Annotated in this window: 15 protein-coding genes; 2 read left to right on the forward strand and 13 right to left on the reverse strand. The window is 36.9% G+C overall.

Annotation, left to right across the window (positions count from 1 at the left end; genetic code table 11):
• Positions 1-5 precede the first annotated feature (5 nt).
• The 3 genes from IGL37_RS10585 to spxA all read right to left on the reverse strand — a co-directional run bounded on the left by IGL37_RS10585 (position 6) and on the right by spxA (position 2,676).
• Positions 6-1,184: a competence protein CoiA gene (locus tag IGL37_RS10585; RefSeq protein WP_002356479.1), complete on the reverse strand. Its 1,179-nt coding sequence runs from the start codon at positions 1,182-1,184 to the stop codon at positions 6-8.
• Between the two features lie 88 nt (positions 1,185-1,272).
• Complete coding sequence (locus IGL37_RS10590) at positions 1,273-1,935, reverse strand: adaptor protein MecA (RefSeq protein ID WP_002356478.1); 663 nt, start codon at positions 1,933-1,935, stop codon at positions 1,273-1,275.
• A 342-nt stretch (positions 1,936-2,277) separates the two neighbouring features.
• Positions 2,278-2,676 (reverse strand): transcriptional regulator SpxA, encoded by a 399-nt coding sequence (gene spxA, locus IGL37_RS10595; RefSeq protein ID WP_002356477.1) that lies wholly within the window; start codon positions 2,674-2,676, stop codon positions 2,278-2,280.
• 359 nt (positions 2,677-3,035) lie between these two features.
• On the opposite strand from spxA, the gene trpS reads away from it, so the two are divergent.
• Entirely contained in the window at positions 3,036-4,046 is a 1,011-nt protein-coding gene (gene trpS / locus IGL37_RS10600; RefSeq protein ID WP_002356476.1) for a tryptophan--tRNA ligase, read from the forward strand.
• A gap of 43 nt (positions 4,047-4,089) precedes the next feature.
• Here the strand turns inward: trpS and IGL37_RS10605 are convergent, their stop codons facing one another.
• Positions 4,090-5,805, reverse strand: coding sequence for an ABC transporter ATP-binding protein (locus IGL37_RS10605; protein ID WP_002385712.1), 1,716 nt, complete (start codon positions 5,803-5,805; stop codon positions 4,090-4,092).
• A 327-nt stretch (positions 5,806-6,132) separates the two neighbouring features.
• Between IGL37_RS10605 and IGL37_RS10610 the strand changes: the two genes are divergently transcribed.
• Positions 6,133-6,846, forward strand: coding sequence for an HAD family hydrolase (locus IGL37_RS10610; protein WP_002356474.1), 714 nt, complete (start codon positions 6,133-6,135; stop codon positions 6,844-6,846).
• Between the two features lie 38 nt (positions 6,847-6,884).
• Here the strand turns inward: IGL37_RS10610 and elrE are convergent, their stop codons facing one another.
• The 9 genes from elrE to IGL37_RS10655 all read right to left on the reverse strand — a co-directional run bounded on the left by elrE (position 6,885) and on the right by IGL37_RS10655 (position 20,918).
• Positions 6,885-7,910 carry a transmembrane protein ElrE gene (elrE, locus tag IGL37_RS10615; RefSeq protein WP_002362291.1) on the reverse strand — a complete coding sequence of 342 codons (1,026 nt, stop codon included), beginning with the start codon at positions 7,908-7,910 and terminating at the stop codon, positions 6,885-6,887.
• Between the two features lie 74 nt (positions 7,911-7,984).
• Positions 7,985-8,761 carry a WxL domain-containing protein ElrD gene (gene elrD, locus IGL37_RS10620; protein ID WP_002362542.1) on the reverse strand — a complete coding sequence of 259 codons (777 nt, stop codon included), beginning with the start codon at positions 8,759-8,761 and terminating at the stop codon, positions 7,985-7,987.
• 39 nt (positions 8,762-8,800) lie between these two features.
• Complete coding sequence (gene elrC, locus IGL37_RS10625; protein WP_002385709.1) at positions 8,801-9,583, reverse strand: WxL domain-containing protein ElrC; 783 nt, start codon at positions 9,581-9,583, stop codon at positions 8,801-8,803.
• 1 nt (position 9,584) lies between these two features.
• Positions 9,585-9,953, reverse strand: a complete 369-nt coding sequence (gene elrB / locus IGL37_RS10630; RefSeq protein WP_002356469.1) for an LPXTG anchor domain-containing protein ElrB — start codon at positions 9,951-9,953, stop codon at positions 9,585-9,587.
• Positions 9,954-9,956: 3 nt separating this feature from the next.
• Positions 9,957-12,128, reverse strand: coding sequence for an enterococcal leucine-rich protein ElrA (elrA, locus tag IGL37_RS10635; RefSeq protein ID WP_033917837.1), 2,172 nt, complete (start codon positions 12,126-12,128; stop codon positions 9,957-9,959).
• 189 nt (positions 12,129-12,317) lie between these two features.
• The gene (gene elrR / locus IGL37_RS10640) at positions 12,318-13,223 is read right to left on the reverse strand and encodes an Rgg family transcriptional regulator ElrR (RefSeq protein ID WP_033918009.1); all 906 of its coding nucleotides are present in this window, start codon (positions 13,221-13,223) and stop codon (positions 12,318-12,320) included.
• 67 nt (positions 13,224-13,290) lie between these two features.
• Complete coding sequence (locus IGL37_RS10645) at positions 13,291-16,488, reverse strand: DEAD/DEAH box helicase (RefSeq protein ID WP_033917836.1); 3,198 nt, start codon at positions 16,486-16,488, stop codon at positions 13,291-13,293.
• A gap of 19 nt (positions 16,489-16,507) precedes the next feature.
• The gene (locus tag IGL37_RS10650) at positions 16,508-19,645 is read right to left on the reverse strand and encodes an SbcC/MukB-like Walker B domain-containing protein (protein ID WP_033917835.1); all 3,138 of its coding nucleotides are present in this window, start codon (positions 19,643-19,645) and stop codon (positions 16,508-16,510) included.
• 4 nt (positions 19,646-19,649) lie between these two features.
• On the reverse strand, positions 19,650-20,918 hold the full coding sequence (locus IGL37_RS10655) for an exonuclease SbcCD subunit D (RefSeq protein WP_281517325.1): 1,269 nt from the start codon (positions 20,916-20,918) through the stop codon (positions 19,650-19,652).
• Positions 20,919-20,967: the final 49 nt, after the last annotated feature.

Below are 20,967 nucleotides of genomic sequence, written 5' to 3' on the forward strand. Positions count from 1 at the left end.
ATAATTTAACACGTGTGACTAAAAAAATGTTGTTTTTTCACTTTTTTTAGCCAATGAATGAGCTTTTCAGGATCTTCTCTTAGGAAAATACTAGTTATTAGGTACTTATTGTTTACTTTAATTAACACATAACATTCTTGTAACCATCTCAATAAGTTATTTCCCACAATTTTAAAAAGCTTTTTTAAGCCAATATTCGGTAGCGGTTGCCAAACAAAGTTCCCTTCTTTAAAAAAAACAGCTTCCAAGATACGCCATAGTTCCTGTTTGGTCACTAAACGCCCTTCTTTGGTTTTTAGTGCTTCCCAAACAAGCATTTTTAAATGAATATCTTCTTCAGAAGAAGGTAATAGCTTCAATCCAGGATAGTAAAACCAAGGAGGTAACTGGAGAAGGTGACAACCTTTCGTATATAAAAAGCTCTGTGTCCTAAGCAACTGAGCATTTCTGTAACCAAGTTGTTGAGTCAATTTTTGATAATAATCATGCATCAATTGGCCAGTGTGCCGTCTATCTGGCAGTAAATTTAAATTAGCGGTCGGGAGTCGGAAGATTTCTAGTAATTTTTTTTCGTAAAAATCCCATGATTGTTTTCTTCTATAAAATTGTTGACATTGACTCTCTTCAATATGACAAAGTAACTCTATTCGTTCTTGTTTCTTATTGGCCGACCATAAATAAAATCCCAAGGACTCCGAAAAATAAAGGAATTGTTTCGTTAATTGCGTGAGCTTGTCTTTAGGCACTAATCGTTCACCTAAAATCCAAACAACTTGATAGCCATGAGTTTGATAAGTCTCCGTCCGTTCCACCAAACGTTTAATTGGCAATGGACTACATTGAATTTCAATGGCTATCTTCCCAATGAGTAAATCTGGGCGTTGCTTCAAGGCGGGTAAGTATGCCTCAACTTGAAAAGACAGCTTTTCGCGTAAACACTTTTCCGCAAAAAGCTGCTTCAAGCGGAGGTGTTCTTCTGTTTCAGCTTCTGCTTCGTACCAACAACTATTCTTTTTACGATGAGCAAAATGGGGTATTTTAATGGGGCCTGCCTTCAAAATGACCGATTGATGACACATTGGACACACAAAAGCTTGTTCGCTTCGTATCTGTGTTAATTCATCAATCGAGCAATCGATTAAAGAAAATAACTCTTGGTTGTCTGCCGTTAAAGCTGTTAACATGATTTTCACCTCTCATAAATAAACTACGCAAAGTTTCTTAATTTTCATCAAAAAAAAAGCAAAAACTCGAAAGTTTTTGCTTTTTTGCTTAATCATTAAAGTAATAACGTGTTAATTCCAACGCACTGCGTTCCATAATACAAGTGCCATATTCGACTAAAGTATCCTGAGTGACAGTTGTTTTATGAGCAAATTCTAAAATCTGTGCAATTTCATTGTCAACATTTGTTTTTTCTAATTCATCGGTTAAGAACAAAACTTGTAAGTAATAACGATCGTTGTACGTGTATAAGTTAGTCAAAACAGATTGCATGAAGACTTCTTTGGATAATTGGATCATCGCTTCAAAATTATCTAATTCAAAGATTACATTTCTGTTTGTTTCATCTGTGGCTTCCATCTCGTCAAGTTCATCGGCGGCTGCTTTGTCTGCTTCAATTTGTTTGCGAATTAATTCGCTAACATCTGCATTGACTTCGCTCAGACCTTCTAAGGAAGACAAGTCGTCCATAGCGACATTTTTACTAATAAACAGTTCTAAACCATCATTTTTAGGCAAGACTTGGAAAGTGACTGCTTCACTACCTTGGAATTCATCTTCGACATCAACTTCTTCTAAAATACTATAAAAGAAATTTTCAACATCTTTGTGGTTTCCTAGTAAGTCAAGAAAAGTAATCCCTCTATCCGCCAGGTCTTCGTTGCCAATTAACACACGAATCGTATTTTCATTAATATGTTCCATTTCCATAGCGCTACACCTCTCTTTGCTTCAATCAGGAAACTTCTTACGTTCATTGTAGCGAAAACTACACAAAAGTAAAGTGGAAAGTCTATAAATCCTCGAAAACTAGCGAACGTTTTATAAACTTTGAACTTTTTTAACGATTGGTTTTTCGCTCCTTCTACCTCTTCATCTTAACGCAGTCTCTCCAAAAAAGATACTATTTTTCCTTGACCACGTTCTGCCAAATCAAATGAATACAAGTTCTAAATATGTATTAAAAAGCCAGAGATAAAAATCCCTGGCCCTAAATTCATATGAATCGTTCTTTATTACAATTAACAAATAAAGAACAAAATTTTATATTTTTTATAAACCTGCCATTAATTGTGCTTGGCGCAATTCCAGTTGTCGAACATCTCTTGGTAAGAATCGGCGAATTTCATCTTCGTTAAAACCGACTTGTAATCTTTTCTCATCAATCATAATTGGCCGACGCAACAATCCAGGGTTTTCTTGAACCAACTCTAATAAATCTTGAAGTGGAAGCTCGTCCAAATCCATATTTAATTTTTGGAAAACTTTAGAGCGAGTAGAGATAATCTCTTCTGTTCCATCTTCTGTCATGATTAAAATTGCTTTTAATTCCTCAATATTTAAAGGTTCAGAAAAAATATTTCTTTCTTTAAAAGGAATTTCGTGCTCTTGCAACCAGGCTCTAGCCTTACGACATGACGTGCAACTTGGGGAAGTATAAAGTGTCAACATTGTGCATCACTCCTTTTCGCGAATCATCGCGTTTCTGAAACAGGGAACTGTACTGTTCCTCTATTTAAAACCAGTATACCTAATTTCTAATAAAAATACTAGGGGTTTTTAAACATTTTTTATTAACTTTGTTTATTTTTCCTTCATTACATCCGTGTAAAATTAGGGTTAATTTTTATGAAATTTTATGGATATTCGTTATGATTCTGTAAAAAAGTAATACAGTTTTCTATTTTTATGGTTGCTGTTATAATTTACTTCTCTTGGTGATTTTTCAAGAAGTTCCCATGTATTTTTTTCTAATAAAATGTATAATAGAACTATTCACTATCTTAAGTCTAAAGTCAGGTGGTTATTTAATGAAAACAATTTTTTCTGGTATTCAGCCCAGTGGTACTCCGACAATCGGAAATTACATTGGTGCGATGAAACAATTTATCGAATTACAAAACGAATACAATTGTTATTTTTGTATTGTGGATGAACATGCCATTACCGTTCCCCAAGAACCGCAAAAGCTACGCCAGCAAATTCGTAGCTTAGCAGCTCTTTACCTAGCGGTTGGTTTAGACCCACAAAAGGCAACAATTTTCATACAGTCTGAAGTGAGTGCCCATGCAGAAGCTGGTTGGATCATTCAGTGCAATACTTCTATTGGTGAGTTAGAACGAATGACACAATTTAAAGATAAATCGCAAAAAAATGGTCGTGCTGGCGTAAGCGCTGGTCTTTTAACATACCCTCCATTAATGGTTGGTGATATCGTGTTGTACAACGCTGACTTAGTGCCAGTCGGAGATGATCAAAAACAACATTTAGAATTAACACGTGATTTTGTGGAACGCTTCAACAAACGTTACGCCCAAAAAAATCAAGAAATTTTAACGATGCCTGAAGTAAAAATCGCTGAGCAAGGTAGTCGAATTATGAGCTTACAGGAACCAACGAAAAAGATGAGTAAGTCCGATACAAATGTGAAGGGCTTTATTTCAATGCTTGATGAGCCAGCAGTGATTCGCAAAAAAATCCGCTCTGCCGTAACTGATTCAACTGGTGTAATTGAATATAATAAAGAAGAAAAGCCTGGCATTACTAACTTACTAAATATTTATTCTGCTGCGACAGGTCAAACTGTTGAGGAACTTGTTCAAGCATACGAAGGCAAAGGCTATGGAGACTTCAAAGCAGATTTAGCAGAAGCAGTAGTTGCCTTATTAGAACCTATTCAAGTGCGCTACCAAGAGCTTCTAGCTTCAGAAGAATTAGATATGATTTTAGATGAGGGCGCAGAAAACGCTCGCCTGGTAGCCAACAAAACACTTCAACGAATGAAAAATGCTGTTGGTTTGGGAAGAAAAGTTCGGCGCTAACTAAACATAATAAAAACCCGCGAAGTTTTATTCGCGGGTTTTTTTATGTTCTAAATTGAGCATCGTACAGCCGACGATAGTGACCTCTTTGCGCGTACAAAGTTTCATGTGTTCCATCTTCTAAAATTCCTTGGTCACTCACTACGATTATTCGATCAGCATGTTTAATCGTTGCCAGTCTGTGGGCAATAATTAATGTTGTTCGCCCGTTAGCTAACGAGTTTAATGACTCTTGAATCACTTGCTCTGTTTCTGTATCTAATGCAGAAGTCGCTTCATCTAGAATTAAAATCGGCGGGTTCTTCAAGAACATTCGCGCAATTGCCACTCGCTGCTTTTGACCGCCCGATAATTTCACGCCACGTTCGCCAATAATTGTGTCCAAGCCATCTGGCATTAGCTGAATTACATGTTCTAAATGTGCTAATTTCACCGCTTGTTGAATGTCTATTTCTGTAGCATTTAAATTCCCATAAGCAATATTTTCTCGTAATGTTCCAGGGAATAAAAACACATCTTGTTGAACAATTCCAATCTGCTTACGTAATGAAGCCAAGGTCATTTGCTGGATATTTCTACCGTCAATCGTAATTTCACCACTACTAACTTCATAAAAACGAGGCAACAGATTGCACAAGGTCGTTTTTCCTGAACCACTTTGGCCAACGAAAGCAACGGTTTCACCAGGTTGAATTTTTAAATTGATATGGTCTAAAACTTTTGTGCCATCTTCATAAGCAAATGAAACATCTTTATAGGCAATCGTTCCTTCTAAATGTGAAACAGCAACAGCTCCTGGCAAATCTTTGATGGACGGTTGTTTGTCCATTTCTTCCGTAAAACGTTTAAAGCCAGCAAATCCTTTGGGATAGCTTTCAATCATATTGTTGACTTTTTCAATCGGCCGAATAAAAATATTGGCTAATAAAATAAATCCTACAAACTGACCTTCTGTAATTTCTCCTTTAATTGTATAGTACGCACCAAAAATTAATGAAAATAAATTTATCAGACGAATTAATAAGTAATTATAGGCGGAACTGACACCCATCACCTTATAAAAATATAATTTCGATTTTCGATACATTTGATTTAAATAATTAAACTGTTTTCGTTCAAATGGTTCATTTGCAAAAGATTGCGTGACACGTATCCCACTTACTGACGCTTCAATCCCAGCATTAAATTCACCTAAATTATCGTAAATATCCGTATTCGCTTTTGTCATTTTTTTATTAAAATAGCCTAGCGCAATCGTGATAAATGGCAATAAAATAAACGTAGCGATGGCTAATTTCACGTGAATGGTTAACATTAATAGAAAAGAACCTGCTAACGTCATAATCGTAATAAAGACGTCTTCTGGACCATGATGCGCCACTTCCGAAATTTCAAAAAGATCAGTGGTCAAACGGCTCATTAATTTCCCTGTTTTTTGATTATCATAATACTCAAACGGTTGTGTTTGAAGATGTTGATATAATTCTTCACGCATATCTGTTTCAATATTCACGCCTAACATATGACCAAAATAAACCACAATAAATTGTAAAAACGTATTGATTATATAAAATGCAAATAAGCCCGCACTAGCTAATGCAATGAGGCGAAAATCTCCTTTTGGCATAATCTTATCAATTACTTGGTTGACTGCTACTGGAAAAGCCAACTCTAACAGCCCCGCAAAAACGGCACACCCAAAATCCAAAATAAATAATCGACGATACGGCCGATAATACCCAAAAAAACGCTTTAACATAACTCCCTAACTCTCCCCCTTCATTCTCATTCATTATACGGAAAAAGACTGTCTCTTGCAAAATTCTAACTTATATCAGAACACGTGTTATTTAAGTAACTTTGACTCAAAATCATTTTCACAAACTTTTCATTATCAGAATATTTTTTCATTTATCGTTTCCATTTTTTCGGTAAAAATAACTATAATTGTCTTTTCCCGCAAGGCTTTGATTTCTGTACAAAACCTTGAAATACAGTGAAAAATACTCTATTTATTTGTGAAAATATCGGCTACAATATAACATATGAAAAGTTTTGTAAAAAAGTTAAGAGGTGCACTTGTTAAATGAGAACCATTGTTTTTGATGTTGATGACACGCTGTACGATCAGCAACAACCCTTTCGAAATGCGATGACTAAAATTTTCCCAAACGTTGCGACAGAGGATATGCATGAATTGTATCTTCGTTTTAGACACCACAGCGATGAAACGTTTCCGAAAGTTTTAGCCAATGAATGGTCCCTAGATTTCATGCGGTTTTTCCGGATGAATGAAACATTAAAGGATCTAAACTATCCAGGAATTTCACAAGAAGAAGGAAAAATTTTCCAACAAGTTTATGAAGAAGAATTGGATAATATTACGATGCATCCAGAAGTTACTAAGCTTCTTGATACTTTACAAGAGAAAGAAATTCCGATGGGGATTATTACAAATGGTCCAACAGACCATCAATTTAAAAAAGTTAAACAATTGAATCTTGAAAAATGGGTTCCAAGCCAAAATATCATTATTTCTCAAAGTACGGGTTTTCAAAAACCTGAAAAGGAAATTTTTGATTTAGCCTGTAATCAATTTTGTATGGAACCTGAACATACTTTATATGTTGGTGATAGTTATGACAATGATATTGTAGGCGCACGTAATGGTGGCTGGCATTCTCTTTGGTTTAACCACCGCTCTCGTGAACTACCAAGTTGCCAACCTGCATCACACCTTGCAGAAGTCACTTGTTTCACCGAACTTTGTCCGACTGTGGAGAAATTATTTAATCTTTAAAAAAAAAGCCGCTCTTCAAATTGAAGAACGGCTTTTTTTTATTTATTTTTTTGTTTTTTCAGACGTAAAATGATGAACAGGCAGATTATCAGTAAAAGGAGCAATAAACCGATTAAGAGATAAATAAGTTTAGATTCCGTTTTTTTGACGGTTACATCTTTCTCATTAAATGTTTTTGCTTCCTCTTTTGAGATTGTAAATTCTTTCGTAAATTGCCATTTTTTTCCTGAGCCTTCCACAGTCATTGCCAATACATACGTTCCAGCTTCCATTTCATTTTCTTCATACGGAATAGGGAAATTAAAAATTGAATTGGGCGCCATTTGCATATCTTCTTGTTCTTTCTCTAAAATAACGTTATTTGTTTTCTTATTTTTAACATTTGCCGTTACTTTCATCGATTGAAGATAGGCTGCTTCATGGTTTAACAGTGTTGCAGAAATAACACTGCGCGCATTTCTTTGCGTCGGTTCAACTTTCTCTAAAGACAATTCTGGTTGTACAACTGTTTCATTTTCTCGAAGTAAAACAGCTACTGTATAGGCATAGCGATTTTCAATTGCTAAGCCGTTTGTATTTTCTTTTTGCTTGTCTTTCGTTTCATCGACTTTTTCACTAAACGTGATCCCGCCCGCTAGTTGCCCTGAAAACTCTTCTTTAGGCATCTTCACTCGCAATTCAACTACTTTTTCACTTTTAGCAGGCAATTCAACACTCTCACCGCCGTCTTTCAGTTGAATGATTTCTGATAAATCTGCTGGTGCAGATTTATCTAAAGCTGTCAACGACTCACCATATTCAATCACTCCGTTGCTGTTTGTTGTGGCCGACTTCACACTAACATCAATCACTAAATTTTCATCTGTACTATTGGCCGCTCGAACTTTCAAAATTTGTTCTTGGTCTGGTTTCATCATTAAATCAAAATATGTTTTTGTTTTATCTATTTGGTTTTCTGGAATTTCTGTTTCAACACTAAATCGTAATTCTGCTGCTGAGGTTTCAATACCAAAAGCAAAGAAATAAAAACTTAGGATCATCAGAATAAAATATCTATTTTTCATTTCGCTCTACACTCCATTTCTATGTAAAGGAGAAAGGCTGAGTTCCCCTCTTCCTTTCTCCAAAAAGGTTCTTTTTATACTGGCGTATTAGCTAATGTCCAAGTAATTGTTGTTTTGTAGGCATCATTTAATTTAACTGATTTACCTGGCACTTTTAATTGAACATCTTTCATTACTTGACGGCCGTCAACTTCAGCAATTGAACTAGCATTGCCGTATAAGTATGACCATTTCCCAGCACCTTGATCTGTTGCAGCTACCATCACGTTATGACTTTCACCAACTGTACCAAAAGTTACGCTCGCTAAACTTGTTGGTGCAGCGCTTTGTCCTGCTGTCACAGCTGAAGCGTTTTGAAAGACAATTTCAGTTCCTTCAAGCGTCTGACCTTTTGTAGCAGAAGTAAATGCAGAATTTTGTTTTGCAGATAAAGTCCAGCCTTCTAAAGTTCCACGATTATCTGTAATTTGAGCAAATAATGGACCCGTTTTTTCAACATTATTTTTATCTTTTAAAACTTGTGCTGATGCAAAATAGATTTCATCTTTTGTGCTGATGATATTTTCACCAAAGTTTAAACTTGAAGCATAGTCCAAGGTTAAGGGGCCTGTAGAACCTTCATCAACTGGTTTGTCAGGATTTACTGGGTCGATAGGTGTCACAGGATCTTTGCCGTCTTTGTCTTCTGGATCCACTACAGGATTTTTGCTGTTAGGATCTTTTTCATCTGGTGCTTTAAATTTTACAATAGCATCTGTGTCGCGATTAGCCACTTCCTCTGCTTGAACTGGTAGTGTGCCTACCGCGATGGTTGCTAAAATTAAGCTGCTTGCGATGGTCATTTTTTTCATGTTAGTGCTCCTTCTCTTCTATTGTTATAGTTTCAATAATTATACGCTTGGTAAATCAGCGATTGTCCATGTTAAAACAGTTTTGTATTGAACAGCATCTTTTGGTGTTGCTCCTGGTACAGTTAATGTGATCGCTGTATTTTTATCTACGCTTTCACCGTCAACTTCCACTTTTTCAATCCCACCGAACGCACTAAGCCAAGTTCCAGAACCTTGACCTTCAGCGGCAGACATCACATTTGATGAATCGCCAGCTACTAAAGTTACTTCATGCGCAGTTGGTGTGACTGCTTTGGAATTAGACACTGCTTTGTTTTGACTTAATTTAATTTCTGAACCGTCTAAAACTTTATTTAATGTTTCTTTTGTCGCTGTTAATTGTGTTTCTTGTTTAACTGTTAAGGCCCAACCGGCATTCGTTCCGCGTTTGTCGGAAATTTGTACATAATTTGGTTTAGGATTAGTCAAATCAGGACCAGAACCGTCTGCCAAGAAAAAGTATTGTGGATTTGCATAATATTTTTCATCTTTATTTGAAATTTTATTTTTGCCAAAGTCTAAACTAGAAGCATAATCGATACTTAGTGGACCAGTTGTTCCTTCATTTGGCTTATTGCCTGTGTCTGGTGTCGTTGGGTCAAAGGGTTCAACAGGTTTTTCGGTATCTGGATTCACTGGATCGACTGGTTTGTTGATAGAGGCATCCGGTGTAAATTCAACGATAGCATTTGATTCATAGTTTTTTTCTTCTGCATTCACTTCTGGTGCAATAGCTACGCCTAAAGTGATAGCTGGGATTGTTGCTAAGATAATTTTTTTCATTTTATTGTTCCTTCTTTCTTTTTTTTAAAATAAAACTAGCCATAAAGATGACTATTATTCCGAGATAATTAAACATTTGTTGCTGTTTAGTACCAGTTCGAGGTAAGAAGCCTGAGCCTTTTTGATCAACCGTTTTACTTGTTGAATGCTTCAATGATTCTCCACTCACTGCTGGTATTGCTTCCGACTGCTTGGGGAAACGCTGTGGTATCTTACCATCTGGTTTTTCTTTGTTGGCTGGTGGTTCATACTCGCCATAAAAAGAAACTTCTGCATTTGTCGGATAGGCATTTGTTTCAGCAAATACATCAACTGATGAAATCAATCCTAATAGCAATACACCGCTAACTATTTTTTTGATAAGACTCACCCCCTATTTTGCACTGCCATCAGGTACGTCCATCAAGTGCCAAGTTAGTTTTGCTTCGTATTCTTCTGCTTTGGCCGTCCCTCCAGGAACAGATAATAACAACTCTTGGTCATTTTCTTTCCATTGATCAGAAATATTTGTTTCTTGATGTCCATTGACTTGGTTGTGAACAAGAATCGATTGGCCTTCTGGAATGTCCTGTAAGCGATGGTTGGTTCTAAATTTTAAAATATTCGGCAACGTAGCACCTGATTCAGATTTGAAATCAGAAGTAACGGTTAGTGCAAGCGACCAATTATTCCCTGTTTGACGAGTATCCCGTATCACTAATGGTTGATCCATGGAAACAATTGAATATTGGGTCGTGCTACTAGCGATTTGCAGCTCATTCCCAAAGGAAATCGCTGTGGGTACCGTTTTGAACCTGACAGAGCCAACCACAGTGACTGTTAGCGCTAATTCATCAATCTTGTAGCCTTTATCATAGACTTCCACGACCAACTGCTGTTTTCCATAAGTTAGTTCTGGTAATAACAAGGCTTTTTCCTTAAATGTTTTAGAATTAGTGGTTGTTTCATCTGCTAATTTCTGGATTTCTTGGCCCTCTTTTTTGACAATAAATTGTAATCTATTCCCAGCATCGACATCTTGCCAATAAAAAGGCAGGGCTGTTTTTTGAAAGTCATCAATATCGATTGTTTTTTCCATCGACTTTTCTATACGCTCTTTTGACCAAGATAGTTTCGTTTCACTTAAGAAAACTTCTTTGACAGGTTGGACGACTGTTCCAGAAAAGTTCCCTAAGTATGCTTTATCTGTTGATTCCCAGATATAAGAAACGCCTTCATGAGCTTTGGGTAAATTCCATTCAAACAGTCCTTTTGTGGCATCGTAACTTCCATAAGGGCTAATCGTCAGCGGTGGAAATAGTTGACCATCACGAGATACCACCTTATTTTTTAATTGCAGTGGTTTCCCAGCAATATAATCGACAGAAGATAAGATAATCATTTGATTAGATACATCTAGCCCTGTAATGGCCGTTAAGCCTTTTAACGGACTGATATCTGAAATTTGATTTTCTCCCACATCTAAAACTGTTAGATTGAGTGTTTTCTCTAACGGTGCCAAGGAAGAAATTTGATTGTTTCTTGCATACAGTACACGCAGATTAGGAACAGTGCTTAAAGCTTCCAGACTAGCAATCGTTTGATTCATAATACTCAACTCTTCTAGACGTGGCTTATTCGCCAAGGGCGCAATTGTTTTTAATTGATTATTTTCCACATAAAGACGGAGTAGGTTATTTGCTTCCGTAAGCCCATCTAAAGTAGCAATCTGATTATTGGCAGCCCAAATGGTTTCTAAATTACGAAGAGAACGAAGCGGGTCGAAGGAAGTCACTCGATTATTCGGCGTGATTTTTGACGGATGATCTGTCGTATTTTGGATACTTAAATTTTTTAAAGCAGCCATTCCTTCAAGTCCATTTAATGTCGTTAATTGATTGTTCTCAACATACAAGCCTTCTAAATTAATTAATCCTGCTTGACCTAACGGACTAAGATCAGCTATTTTATTGTTTCTCATATATAAAAAACGTAATAGCTTAAATTCACCTTTAGCAAAAGGACTCAAATCTGTTACATTGAGTGAATCTTGAAAAGATAATTCTTCTAAGTTTCTTAGGTATTGAACTCCTTCCACATTAGAAACAACGACATTTTCTAAAATAACTTTATTCAATTTATCCAATTCTGCTTGGGTGACCGTATTAGAGGTCCGAGATTTGCTTAACTGTTTTCTGATATTTTCCGCAAAGGCTGGATCAGGAAATAGTGTACTGATAGGCGTCGCTTTATCTAAGACAGCACCTGCGTATAATTGGGGCATCATCAGTTGTGCTTCCGTTATCGCTAGTGCTTCATTTGGCGGCTCTTCACTTGTTTCAACAGTCGTTAACTCTTCTGATTGGGGAATCTCCGAACTACTGGTTGCTGAATTTTGCTCTTCTGCCGATGAAGTTTCTGGAATCTTTTCTTCTGAAACAGATGAAACATTTTCTTCACTGGAGGATGCGATTGTTTCGGTCGTTTCGGCGAAAGTTGTTACAGGAAGTAGCAAACTATTACCCAAAAGTAAGGCACTAACTGCGGAGATGCACATTTTTTTCATAAACTTCACCTCCTGATATTTTCTTAATTATAGTGAATATCAACTGAAAATGGGTTCAATTACGACAAACTGTCCAAATTAATTTGTATAGACAAGACAAAGAGCGCCAAATAGGGTTTTCTACCCCTATTTGGCGCTCTTTGTCGCTAAACACAACCAGAATTTATTATGACAAATTCTCAATTATGCCTAGTTTTCTTTTATTTCTTTTAAACTATCCTCTATTTTTTCCAATTGCCCAGCAAAAAATTCTTGTTTGGCTTTTGGTAAGAACAATGTGATAGATAAAAGGATTTGTTCTTTAAAGATTAACCAATCTGCGAATATTTCTTCATTGGTTAAAATCATTTCTATTTTTTCTGCTATTTTTTTCCAGAGGATCATTCGCCAGTTATTTTCACCCACTTCATATTCTTTAAACATGCTTAATACATGAAGAATATGGGGAACATTTTGGCTGACAATCGCCGCAAATAAAAAATCAATAATTACTTGCTCGATAATTTCTAGCGAGCGAATATCAATAATTTCCCGCTCATTGACAGATTGTAGTACACGAAAAAGTAACGAAGTTGGAAACGGCTGCAAGCCAACGTTTTTTTGTAATGCTAAAAATTTCAAATTAAAAATAGTATACACATCGGCATTAATTAATCGTTCCAGAATCTGATTTTCTAATGCAATAATTTCCTCTTTTGTCACAACCGTTTGAGGGTTAAAAAGATATTCCAACGCCAACATCGAATACATTACTTCTTGCTTTCCTAAAGCAAAAGACGATTTATCATAATACGCCCGATAATCTGCAACGATTCGACTACTTTCTTGAAAATTTTTACTAAAGATTGCTTGATTAAACTGCTCCTTAGCTAAAACCGTTTTGGACATTGGCGTTAATTTTTCTGTCATTTCCATCGGCGAAATAGACAAGATTTCGACAATAATGGCTAAATCCGAAATACGCAATTCACTATTTCCTTGGACAAAGCGTTGATAACTTCGACTAGAAACACCATTTTCATCAAAGACACGCAGAGGAATATTTTTCCCTTTACGAATCCGTTCAATTTCTTCACCTAGCGGCCGATATTCCATATATTCTTTTTGTTTCAAACGAATTACTCCATTTCTCTTTAAATAAGATAGCAACTAAGTTGAACGGTTATTCCCCAATGCTTAAAATTGTGCGAATATCTTCTTCCGTCATTTTCGCTAATTGCTCTTCATTTCCTTGAATCACTTTTTGGAACAGCTCGCGTTTTTCTTGCTGTAAGGAATTCATTTTTTCTTCAACCGTTCCTTCTGCAATCATCCGCCACACTTCAACAACTTTTTTTTGTCCCATGCGGTGCGCCCGACCAGCCGCTTGTTCTTCGACTGCGGGATTCCACCATAAATCGTATAAAATAACTGTATCTGCACCAGTTAAATTTAGTCCGGTTCCCCCTGCTTTCAATGAAATTAAGAAGACATCTTTTTCTCCTTCATTGAAGGCATTCGCCATCGTTAACCGATCTTGAGGCTTCGTACTTCCTCGTAAATAAAACGTCTCTAAGCCTAATTCATTCAATTCTTTTTCTAAGATAGAAAGCATGCTTGTGAACTGAGAAAATAATAGGACACGACGATTGTTTTCTTTGGCAGCCACTAAAAAGTCTTTGACTTGCTCCACTTTGCCAGAACCTCCCGTGTAATCCTCAATAAACAAACGCGGATCGCAACAGATTTGTCGTAAACGGGTCAAGCCTGCTAAAATACTCATGCGATTTTTCTTGAAGGTCGCCTGATCCATTTGACTGACATCTGCTTGCATTTGTTTTAGATAGGCCAAATAAACCGTTTTTTGTTCTTCTGTTAAGACACTGTACATATTATTTTCAATTTTTTCTGGTAAGTCTGCGAGCACCGTTTTCTTGTCTCGTCGTAAAATGAATGGTTGAATCATTTTGGCAATTTCTTCCGGCTTAATTTCTCGAAAGGCTTTTTTGCCTGGGAACAATCCCGGTAAGATCATTTGGAAAATTGACCACAGTTCATCTAAATTATTTTCAATTGGTGTGCCACTTAATGCAAAACGTTGCGGTACTTTTAAACTTTTTAAGGCTTGCGCCGTTTTAGTCCCACTATTTTTAACCATTTGGGCCTCATCTAAAATCAAATAGCCGACACGCATTTCCTGATAAAGCTGAACATCTTGTCGCATACTTGCATAAGAAGTAATCAGAATATCTTCGGTGCTATTTTGTAAAAGCGCTGCTCGTTCTTGGCGATTGCCAGAAACCACTTGAACATTTAAGGTTGGCGCAAAACGTTTGACTTCGGCTAACCAGTTATAGGTTAAACTTGCAGGAGCGACAATCAAAGCTGTCCCTTTCAAGCGCTCTTCTTCTTTTTCCGAAAGTAAATAGGTAATGGTTTGCAGTGTCTTCCCTAAACCCATTTCATCAGCTAAAATACCGCCAAATTGATAATGGCTAAGCATTTTCAGCCATTTATACCCTGTTTCTTGGTAATGGCGTAACGTTGCTTGTAAGGTTTTGGGGACTTGCGCTTCAAAGTTTTCTGGATGTGTTAAATCCGTGACCATTTTTTTAAAGGAATCTGAAAAATGTGCCCGCTCGTTGTCTTCTAATAAACTTTCGATCATGAGACCTTGATTTTTGGGCACATGAATGACATTGTCTTCTTGATGCATATTTTTTCGTAGCTTCGTTAAAATTGCACTTGTATGGAAAAATTCCTCTGAGTCAAAAGCAAGAATTTCACCACTTTTTAACGTATAAAAAGCATCATTACGTAGCAGACTAGTCAATACTGCATCGATTTCGGTTTCATCAATGCCAGTGACATCAAACCGAATATCCAACCAAGAATCCCCTTCCGCAACTTCAATCGTTGGTTGATGATGCTGGGCATCTAAATACAATTCCCGTAATTTCCGTCCCATCCGAACTTCTCCTAATTGACGGAAAGCTGGTACTTCGGCTTTAAAGAAATAATACAAGGACTCCCCAGCAGGTAAGACTTTTTCAAAGCCTGTGGTTGTTTGCTGATAGGCAAACTGTTGAAATTGCTGCTTAATTGCTGTTTCTTTTGCTTTATCTCGAACGATTTCTTGATTGACTTCAGGTAATTGAGCATATTTCGGGTTTGTCGAGAAAATGACTTCTCCATAGTGATAGTCAATCCGAGCGTTAATCCGACCTTTAATTTTCTTAAAAATAAAGACTGCTTTTAAAGGATGATGGACGACTAATTCTTCAACTGATTCTTCAACAGACACTCGACCAATTTTTTCCAATAATGGTAACACTTCACTAAATAAATCAGAAACTGTTTCTTTTTCATAAATAATTGACGGCTCTTCCAAGCGTTTCATTAATTGAAGTAACGTGGTGTAGATGGCTTCCTGCTCTTCTGTTAGTAAATAAACCGTTTGATCCGCAATCGCCCAGTGATAATGGGCTAGAAACGTTGTAATAGGATTCTGAATAGTTAATTTGAAGCTTTGTTCCTCGGTTTTTTGTACTGTAAACGTAAGTGGCAAACTGGTTTCTTTGAACGTTAGATAGCGATACTTATGAGTTTGATTGGCCAATATAAACTGACCCGTTCGATTCATTTTTTCAACTAACGATTGACTGCGATCAATTGGTAATAATAGATAACGTTTGTCGATTTTCCCTTTAACTTGAATACCGTTTGCACCTAATAATTGGCTGGTATGATAAATTGCCGCAAGTTCTGTTAAAATTTCTTGAATCTCCATTGAAAAAGAATCATGTAGCAAAGTAAATTGGTGTTGTTTATTCACCATAAAGGTCATTTCTTTTTCATATGCTTGTAAAAAATCACCAATATTTTTCACAATATATGTTTTAGGTTTGGTGCCTTCCAAACCAATTTTTAAAGAAAGACCAATCGTTGATAATTCTGGATAGTAATTATTCGTTTCGATCACATCTAAATGAAATTCTAAACGTAAAGGCTGCAAGGGAACTTCGGCAGAAGCTTTGCTTAATTTGGCAAAGCCTTTGGTAAACATTTCAGCTGTTGATCGATTTGTTTTCTCAAAACTGACTGTTTGATTCGCTTGAATAATTCTTGACACGCCTCGTTGTTTCAGTGCCAGTTCAACTGCCACTGTATGCTTGCAATAGCCATGTTCCATCCAATATTGACATTCACAAACATCTTGTTCTTTGGCGGTACCATCCAATTCAACAAGATAAAGTTCTTCCCCTAAAACCTCAGACAACCAGATCCTTTTTTCTGGATTTTGAACGATAGATAAGACCCGGCCTTCTTGCATATATTCGCGCCCTTGTTCAACGATTCGCTCTGGAATACTCCATTTCATCGACTCACCTCCTCTTCTACTAAGCTAGCTGATAGTGAACGGTACTTTGACCATTCCCATTGCTTTTTATTTGTAATTGTTGTGGAATTCGTGCTTTTAATTCGCCAATATGACTAATAATCCCAATCATGCGGCCTTCATTTTCAATCGTTTCTAACGCCTCCATTGCCATTTCCAATGCTTCTTCATCTAAGGAACCAAAGCCTTCATCAATAAACAACGCATCAATTAAGACTCCGCCGGCTTGTTCTTGAATCACTTCTGCTAAAGAAAGTGCCAAAGCTAACGCTGCTATAAAACTTTCCCCGCCTGATAACGTGTGAGCACTGCGCACCGTCCCTGAATTGTCATCATAAATATTGATTTCTAGCCCCGTTTGATTCCGATAACTGCCTGCTTCGTGATTCAATTCAAATTGATAACGACTATTGGTCAGGCGGTCTAAACGCTGATTAGCGACTGTCAGCACTCTTTCTAAATACGTTTGTAACATATACCGTTCAAAACTAATTTTTTTAGGATTATTGCCATTCACCGTATCTGCCAACTGTTGTAGTGCAGCAACTTCCTCAAACTTGTCTTCAATTGTTGTTCTTTGCGCATTAATTTCTTGAACCAACTGTTGGTTATTCAGCATTTTTTCATGCAGTTGATAGTATTTTTTTTCTTGTTCTTCAATTTGTTGTGTTATTTGTTCAATTTCTGTGGTGATTAAAGATAATTCTGGGAACGTATCACTAGATAATTTTTTCTCAATTTCAGCGAGTTGGATAGTCAGTTGGGTTTGCTCTTGTTCAAATAAAGCAATTTGTTCTTGCTGACTTTCTAGTGTCGGTACCTCTTTCAACCACTCCGTCAATTGGTCCTCTGTCACTCCTTGTTCCGTTAAAACTGCGTTTAACTGACTCTCAAGTTGTGCGACTGTTTGTTGAAGTGTTTGTTGTTCTTTCTCCAAATGCGTCAACGTACTTTCAAGGATCATTTCTTCTTTCTTCAAGGTTTCTCCTTGTGTCGTCACGTTTTCTTTTTGACGTTCAAATGCAGAGAGTTCTTCTTGAAGCAAAGCTTGTTGTTTGGTCATTTCTTCGTATGTGACGGTTGCATCCAATAATTGGCTAGCAATCATTTGCTGCTGGATAGTGATTCTTTCCAGACTTTGTTGCATTGTTTCTACTTGTTGTCGGAGCACTTCAAAGCGTTGAGAATTTTCAGCTACTTGTTCTTCTAGTTCCGCCAGACGGTCCTTTTCGACTGAAATTTCCGTTAGTTTTTGTGCTATTTGTTGTTTTTCTTTAGCTAATTGCGACTCAACTTCCGCAATTTCTGCAGGTGTTACTTGTGAAAAAGTTAGTCCTGTTAACGGCAACTGCAAGTCAGCAAACTGCGCTGCTAATTGTTCTTGTTCCTCAGTATACGCAGCTTCCTGTTCTTGTAATTGGCTTTCTTTCTGTTGCTTTTCCGCCCCTAATGCAGAGAGCGTTTCAGTAAATCGTTGTACCGTTTTTTCAACTTCCGTTAATTCCCGTTCCGCTTGATTAATCTCTTCTAAGGAAACTTCTTGATGAGTTTGTTGTTTTGGATGTTCTAAAGAGCCACAAACTGGGCAAGGTTCCCCCTCTTCAAGTAACAAGCTTAATCGTTGGATTTGTAAAGAGGCCCATTGACTTTTCTTTGTCTGCAACTTCGCTTCTTCGACGCTTTTTTGTTGCTGTTCAACAGCAAACCGTTGTGTCAACTCGTGCAATTCCCCTTGGTTTTGACTAATTTTTTGCCAAGCTTTTTGATTTTTTTGCCAACGTTCTACAAAATTTTGCCAATGATCTGCTACACTAGAACATTCAAAATTTGCTTTTTCAAGTGTTCCTTCTTGTTCAATAAATTGTTTGGCTGTCGCCACTTTATCCGCCAATGTTGTTTTTTCCTGTTGGCAAGATTCATACTCTTTTTGAATGGCTTGATAATTGGCTTGTTCTGCTATTTTTCGTTGAGCTAACTGTTCATATTCTTGGTATTGTGGTAATTGACGTTGAATCGTTTGAAGACGTTCTTGTTTTTCAGCAATCAATGGTTGTTGTTCTTCCAACTCACTCATGATTGCTTGCCAATCTGTCAATGCTTGTTGCGTTTCCATAAGAGCTTGTTGTTTGGACTTTGTTTCTTGCTCTTTTTGTTGTTTTTCGCTTCGTTTTTCAAAGACTTTTTCAGCTAAAGATTGCTGTTTTTGGCTCCATTTTAATTGCTGAATCTGTTCCTTTAACCGCTCAATGACGGTTTCCTGTTCAGCTTGTTTTGCTTTCTTTTCCAGTAATTCTTCTTTTTGCTGTTGCAAGTTTTGTCGTTCTTCAATAGCATAACGAACTTGCTCTTTTGCTTGTTTGGCTTGTTTTAAGGTTGCAATTTGTTCTCTTTCAACTAATAGTTGTTGCTGAGCCTCTTGTTGTTGGCTTTCTAATAATTGAAGTTTTTCAAAAAGTGTCATTGTCGGTTCAGGTTCTTCTGACCAATGCAACTGTTCTGTTTTCAGTTCAATTTTTTGCTGGGTTTCTTGAATCTCTTGATTGGCAATTTTTAAGCGTTCTTTTAAATTTTCGCTGAACAACTGATACAATTCTGTTCCGAATAAATTACGCAAAACCTTTTCTTTTTCATCACTTTTAGCAATTAAAAAAGTCCGAAACTCTCCTTGTGGTAACAATACAATTTGAGCAAATTGATTGGCATTCAAATGCAATAATTCTTGAATGAGTTCGTCCACTTCGCGTCTTTTAGAATAGGCTCGTAGTTCTTTCCCTTGAGCATCTTTGACAATTAAAGAAATTTTGGCACTTTGTTTACGGACTCCTGTGCCACGTTTTTTAAAAAGTTCTTGTTCGGGAAGGCGGTTCAGTTCATAGAGATACTCGTTATGTTTAAAAAGCAAAGTAACTTCAGTGGCTTCTGAGGGGTCAGCAAATGTGGAACGCATTTCTTTGCCTAAACGTAATTTCCCAGAACTTTCACCAAACAAAGCATAGCTCATTCCATCAAAAATCGTTGTTTTCCCAGACCCTGTTTTTCCACTAATTAGAAAAAGTGAAGAATCTTCAAACTTCGTAAAATCAATGGTTTCATTAATATACGGTCCGAAGTTTTTCAATGTTAAAGATAATGGTTTCATCCTGTTACTTCCCTCTTTCTAATTGATTAAGTGTACTCAGTTCTTCTTGGACCCATTGTGCTTGTTGTTCTGTCAAGGCCTCTCCTGTCACATCGTTAAAAAAGTCATGCAGATGTTCTTCTGGTGAACGTTGTTCTATTTGTACCACTTTTTTCTGATTTCCGTTGCTTGTTTCTCGACCATTCAAACGTTCCAGCCCAATAATTTTGGGGTAAATTTTTCGCAATTGATTCATCATGTTGGGAATGATCGCTCGGTCAGTTAATTGGACATGTAAATAATTTTCCCGATTCACTTCTTGATAAAAAGCGGGATCCGTTAACTGCTGAAACGAGCCCGTCAATTGTTGAATGTCTCGCAATGGTTTCAAAGCACGGAATTGAAAATGAACTTCAGCTTCTGTTTCAACAAGCCAAACACCCTTTTCTTGTGTCATTTCTGATAAAGAAAATTTTACAGGCGAGCCACTGTATCGAGCATTAGGTGCCTGCAACGCATTTTTTCCATGTAAGTGGCCCAACGCGACGTAATCAAAAGGCTCTAACAAAGCCGTCGGTACAACATCCAAACCACCCACTGTTAATTTTGTTTCAGAATCAGTTTTTTCACTGCCAGCGACAAAAAAATGACTAACTAACACCTGTTTTTTGTTGGGAAGAAAAGATTCCTGCATTTTCGCGACAACTTTTTCCATCGCCGCCTGAATCGTTCGAATCGTTTCATCTTCAAAATATAAGCGAGCCGCAATCGGTTCAAAATAAGGCAACAAATAAAATTGGGTATTGTCGATTTCAATTGGTTGAAAGGCTTGTTCTAAACGCGTATTCAAATGAAATTGCGTTTGGTTAAACCAAGGGCTTCCTGTTTCTAAACGAGTGCTGCTATCATGGTTTCCCGAAATAGCTAACACGGGGAAATGCTCTTTGAGATTCATTTGAATCATCATTTCATTAAAAATCTCGACTGCTTCAACTGCTGGAACAGAGCGATCATACAAATCTCCAGCGATCACAACAGCATCCACTTGCTCTTCTTTCGCAATTGCTAAGATTTGTTTAAAGGCTTCCCTTTGTTCTGCCAACAAATCAAAACCATGTAATTTTTTGCCAATATGCCAATCTGCTGTATGTAAAAATTTCATTTTTTCACCGCCTAAAAAAGTCCTTCTTATTATTATAACAAATTTCTGGTATTTTTTAAGAAAATCGGACAGAAGAATTAGATTTTTAACAAACTTTTTTCTTAACACAAGAAAAAAGACAGGGAGCATCATCTTTTGATGAGACTACCTGCCAGTAACATTCCTATTTTGTAGCGGTTTG

This window comes from Enterococcus sp. AZ119, from assembly GCF_050546175.1.
GTDB classification, from domain to species: domain Bacteria; phylum Bacillota; class Bacilli; order Lactobacillales; family Enterococcaceae; genus Enterococcus; species Enterococcus faecalis.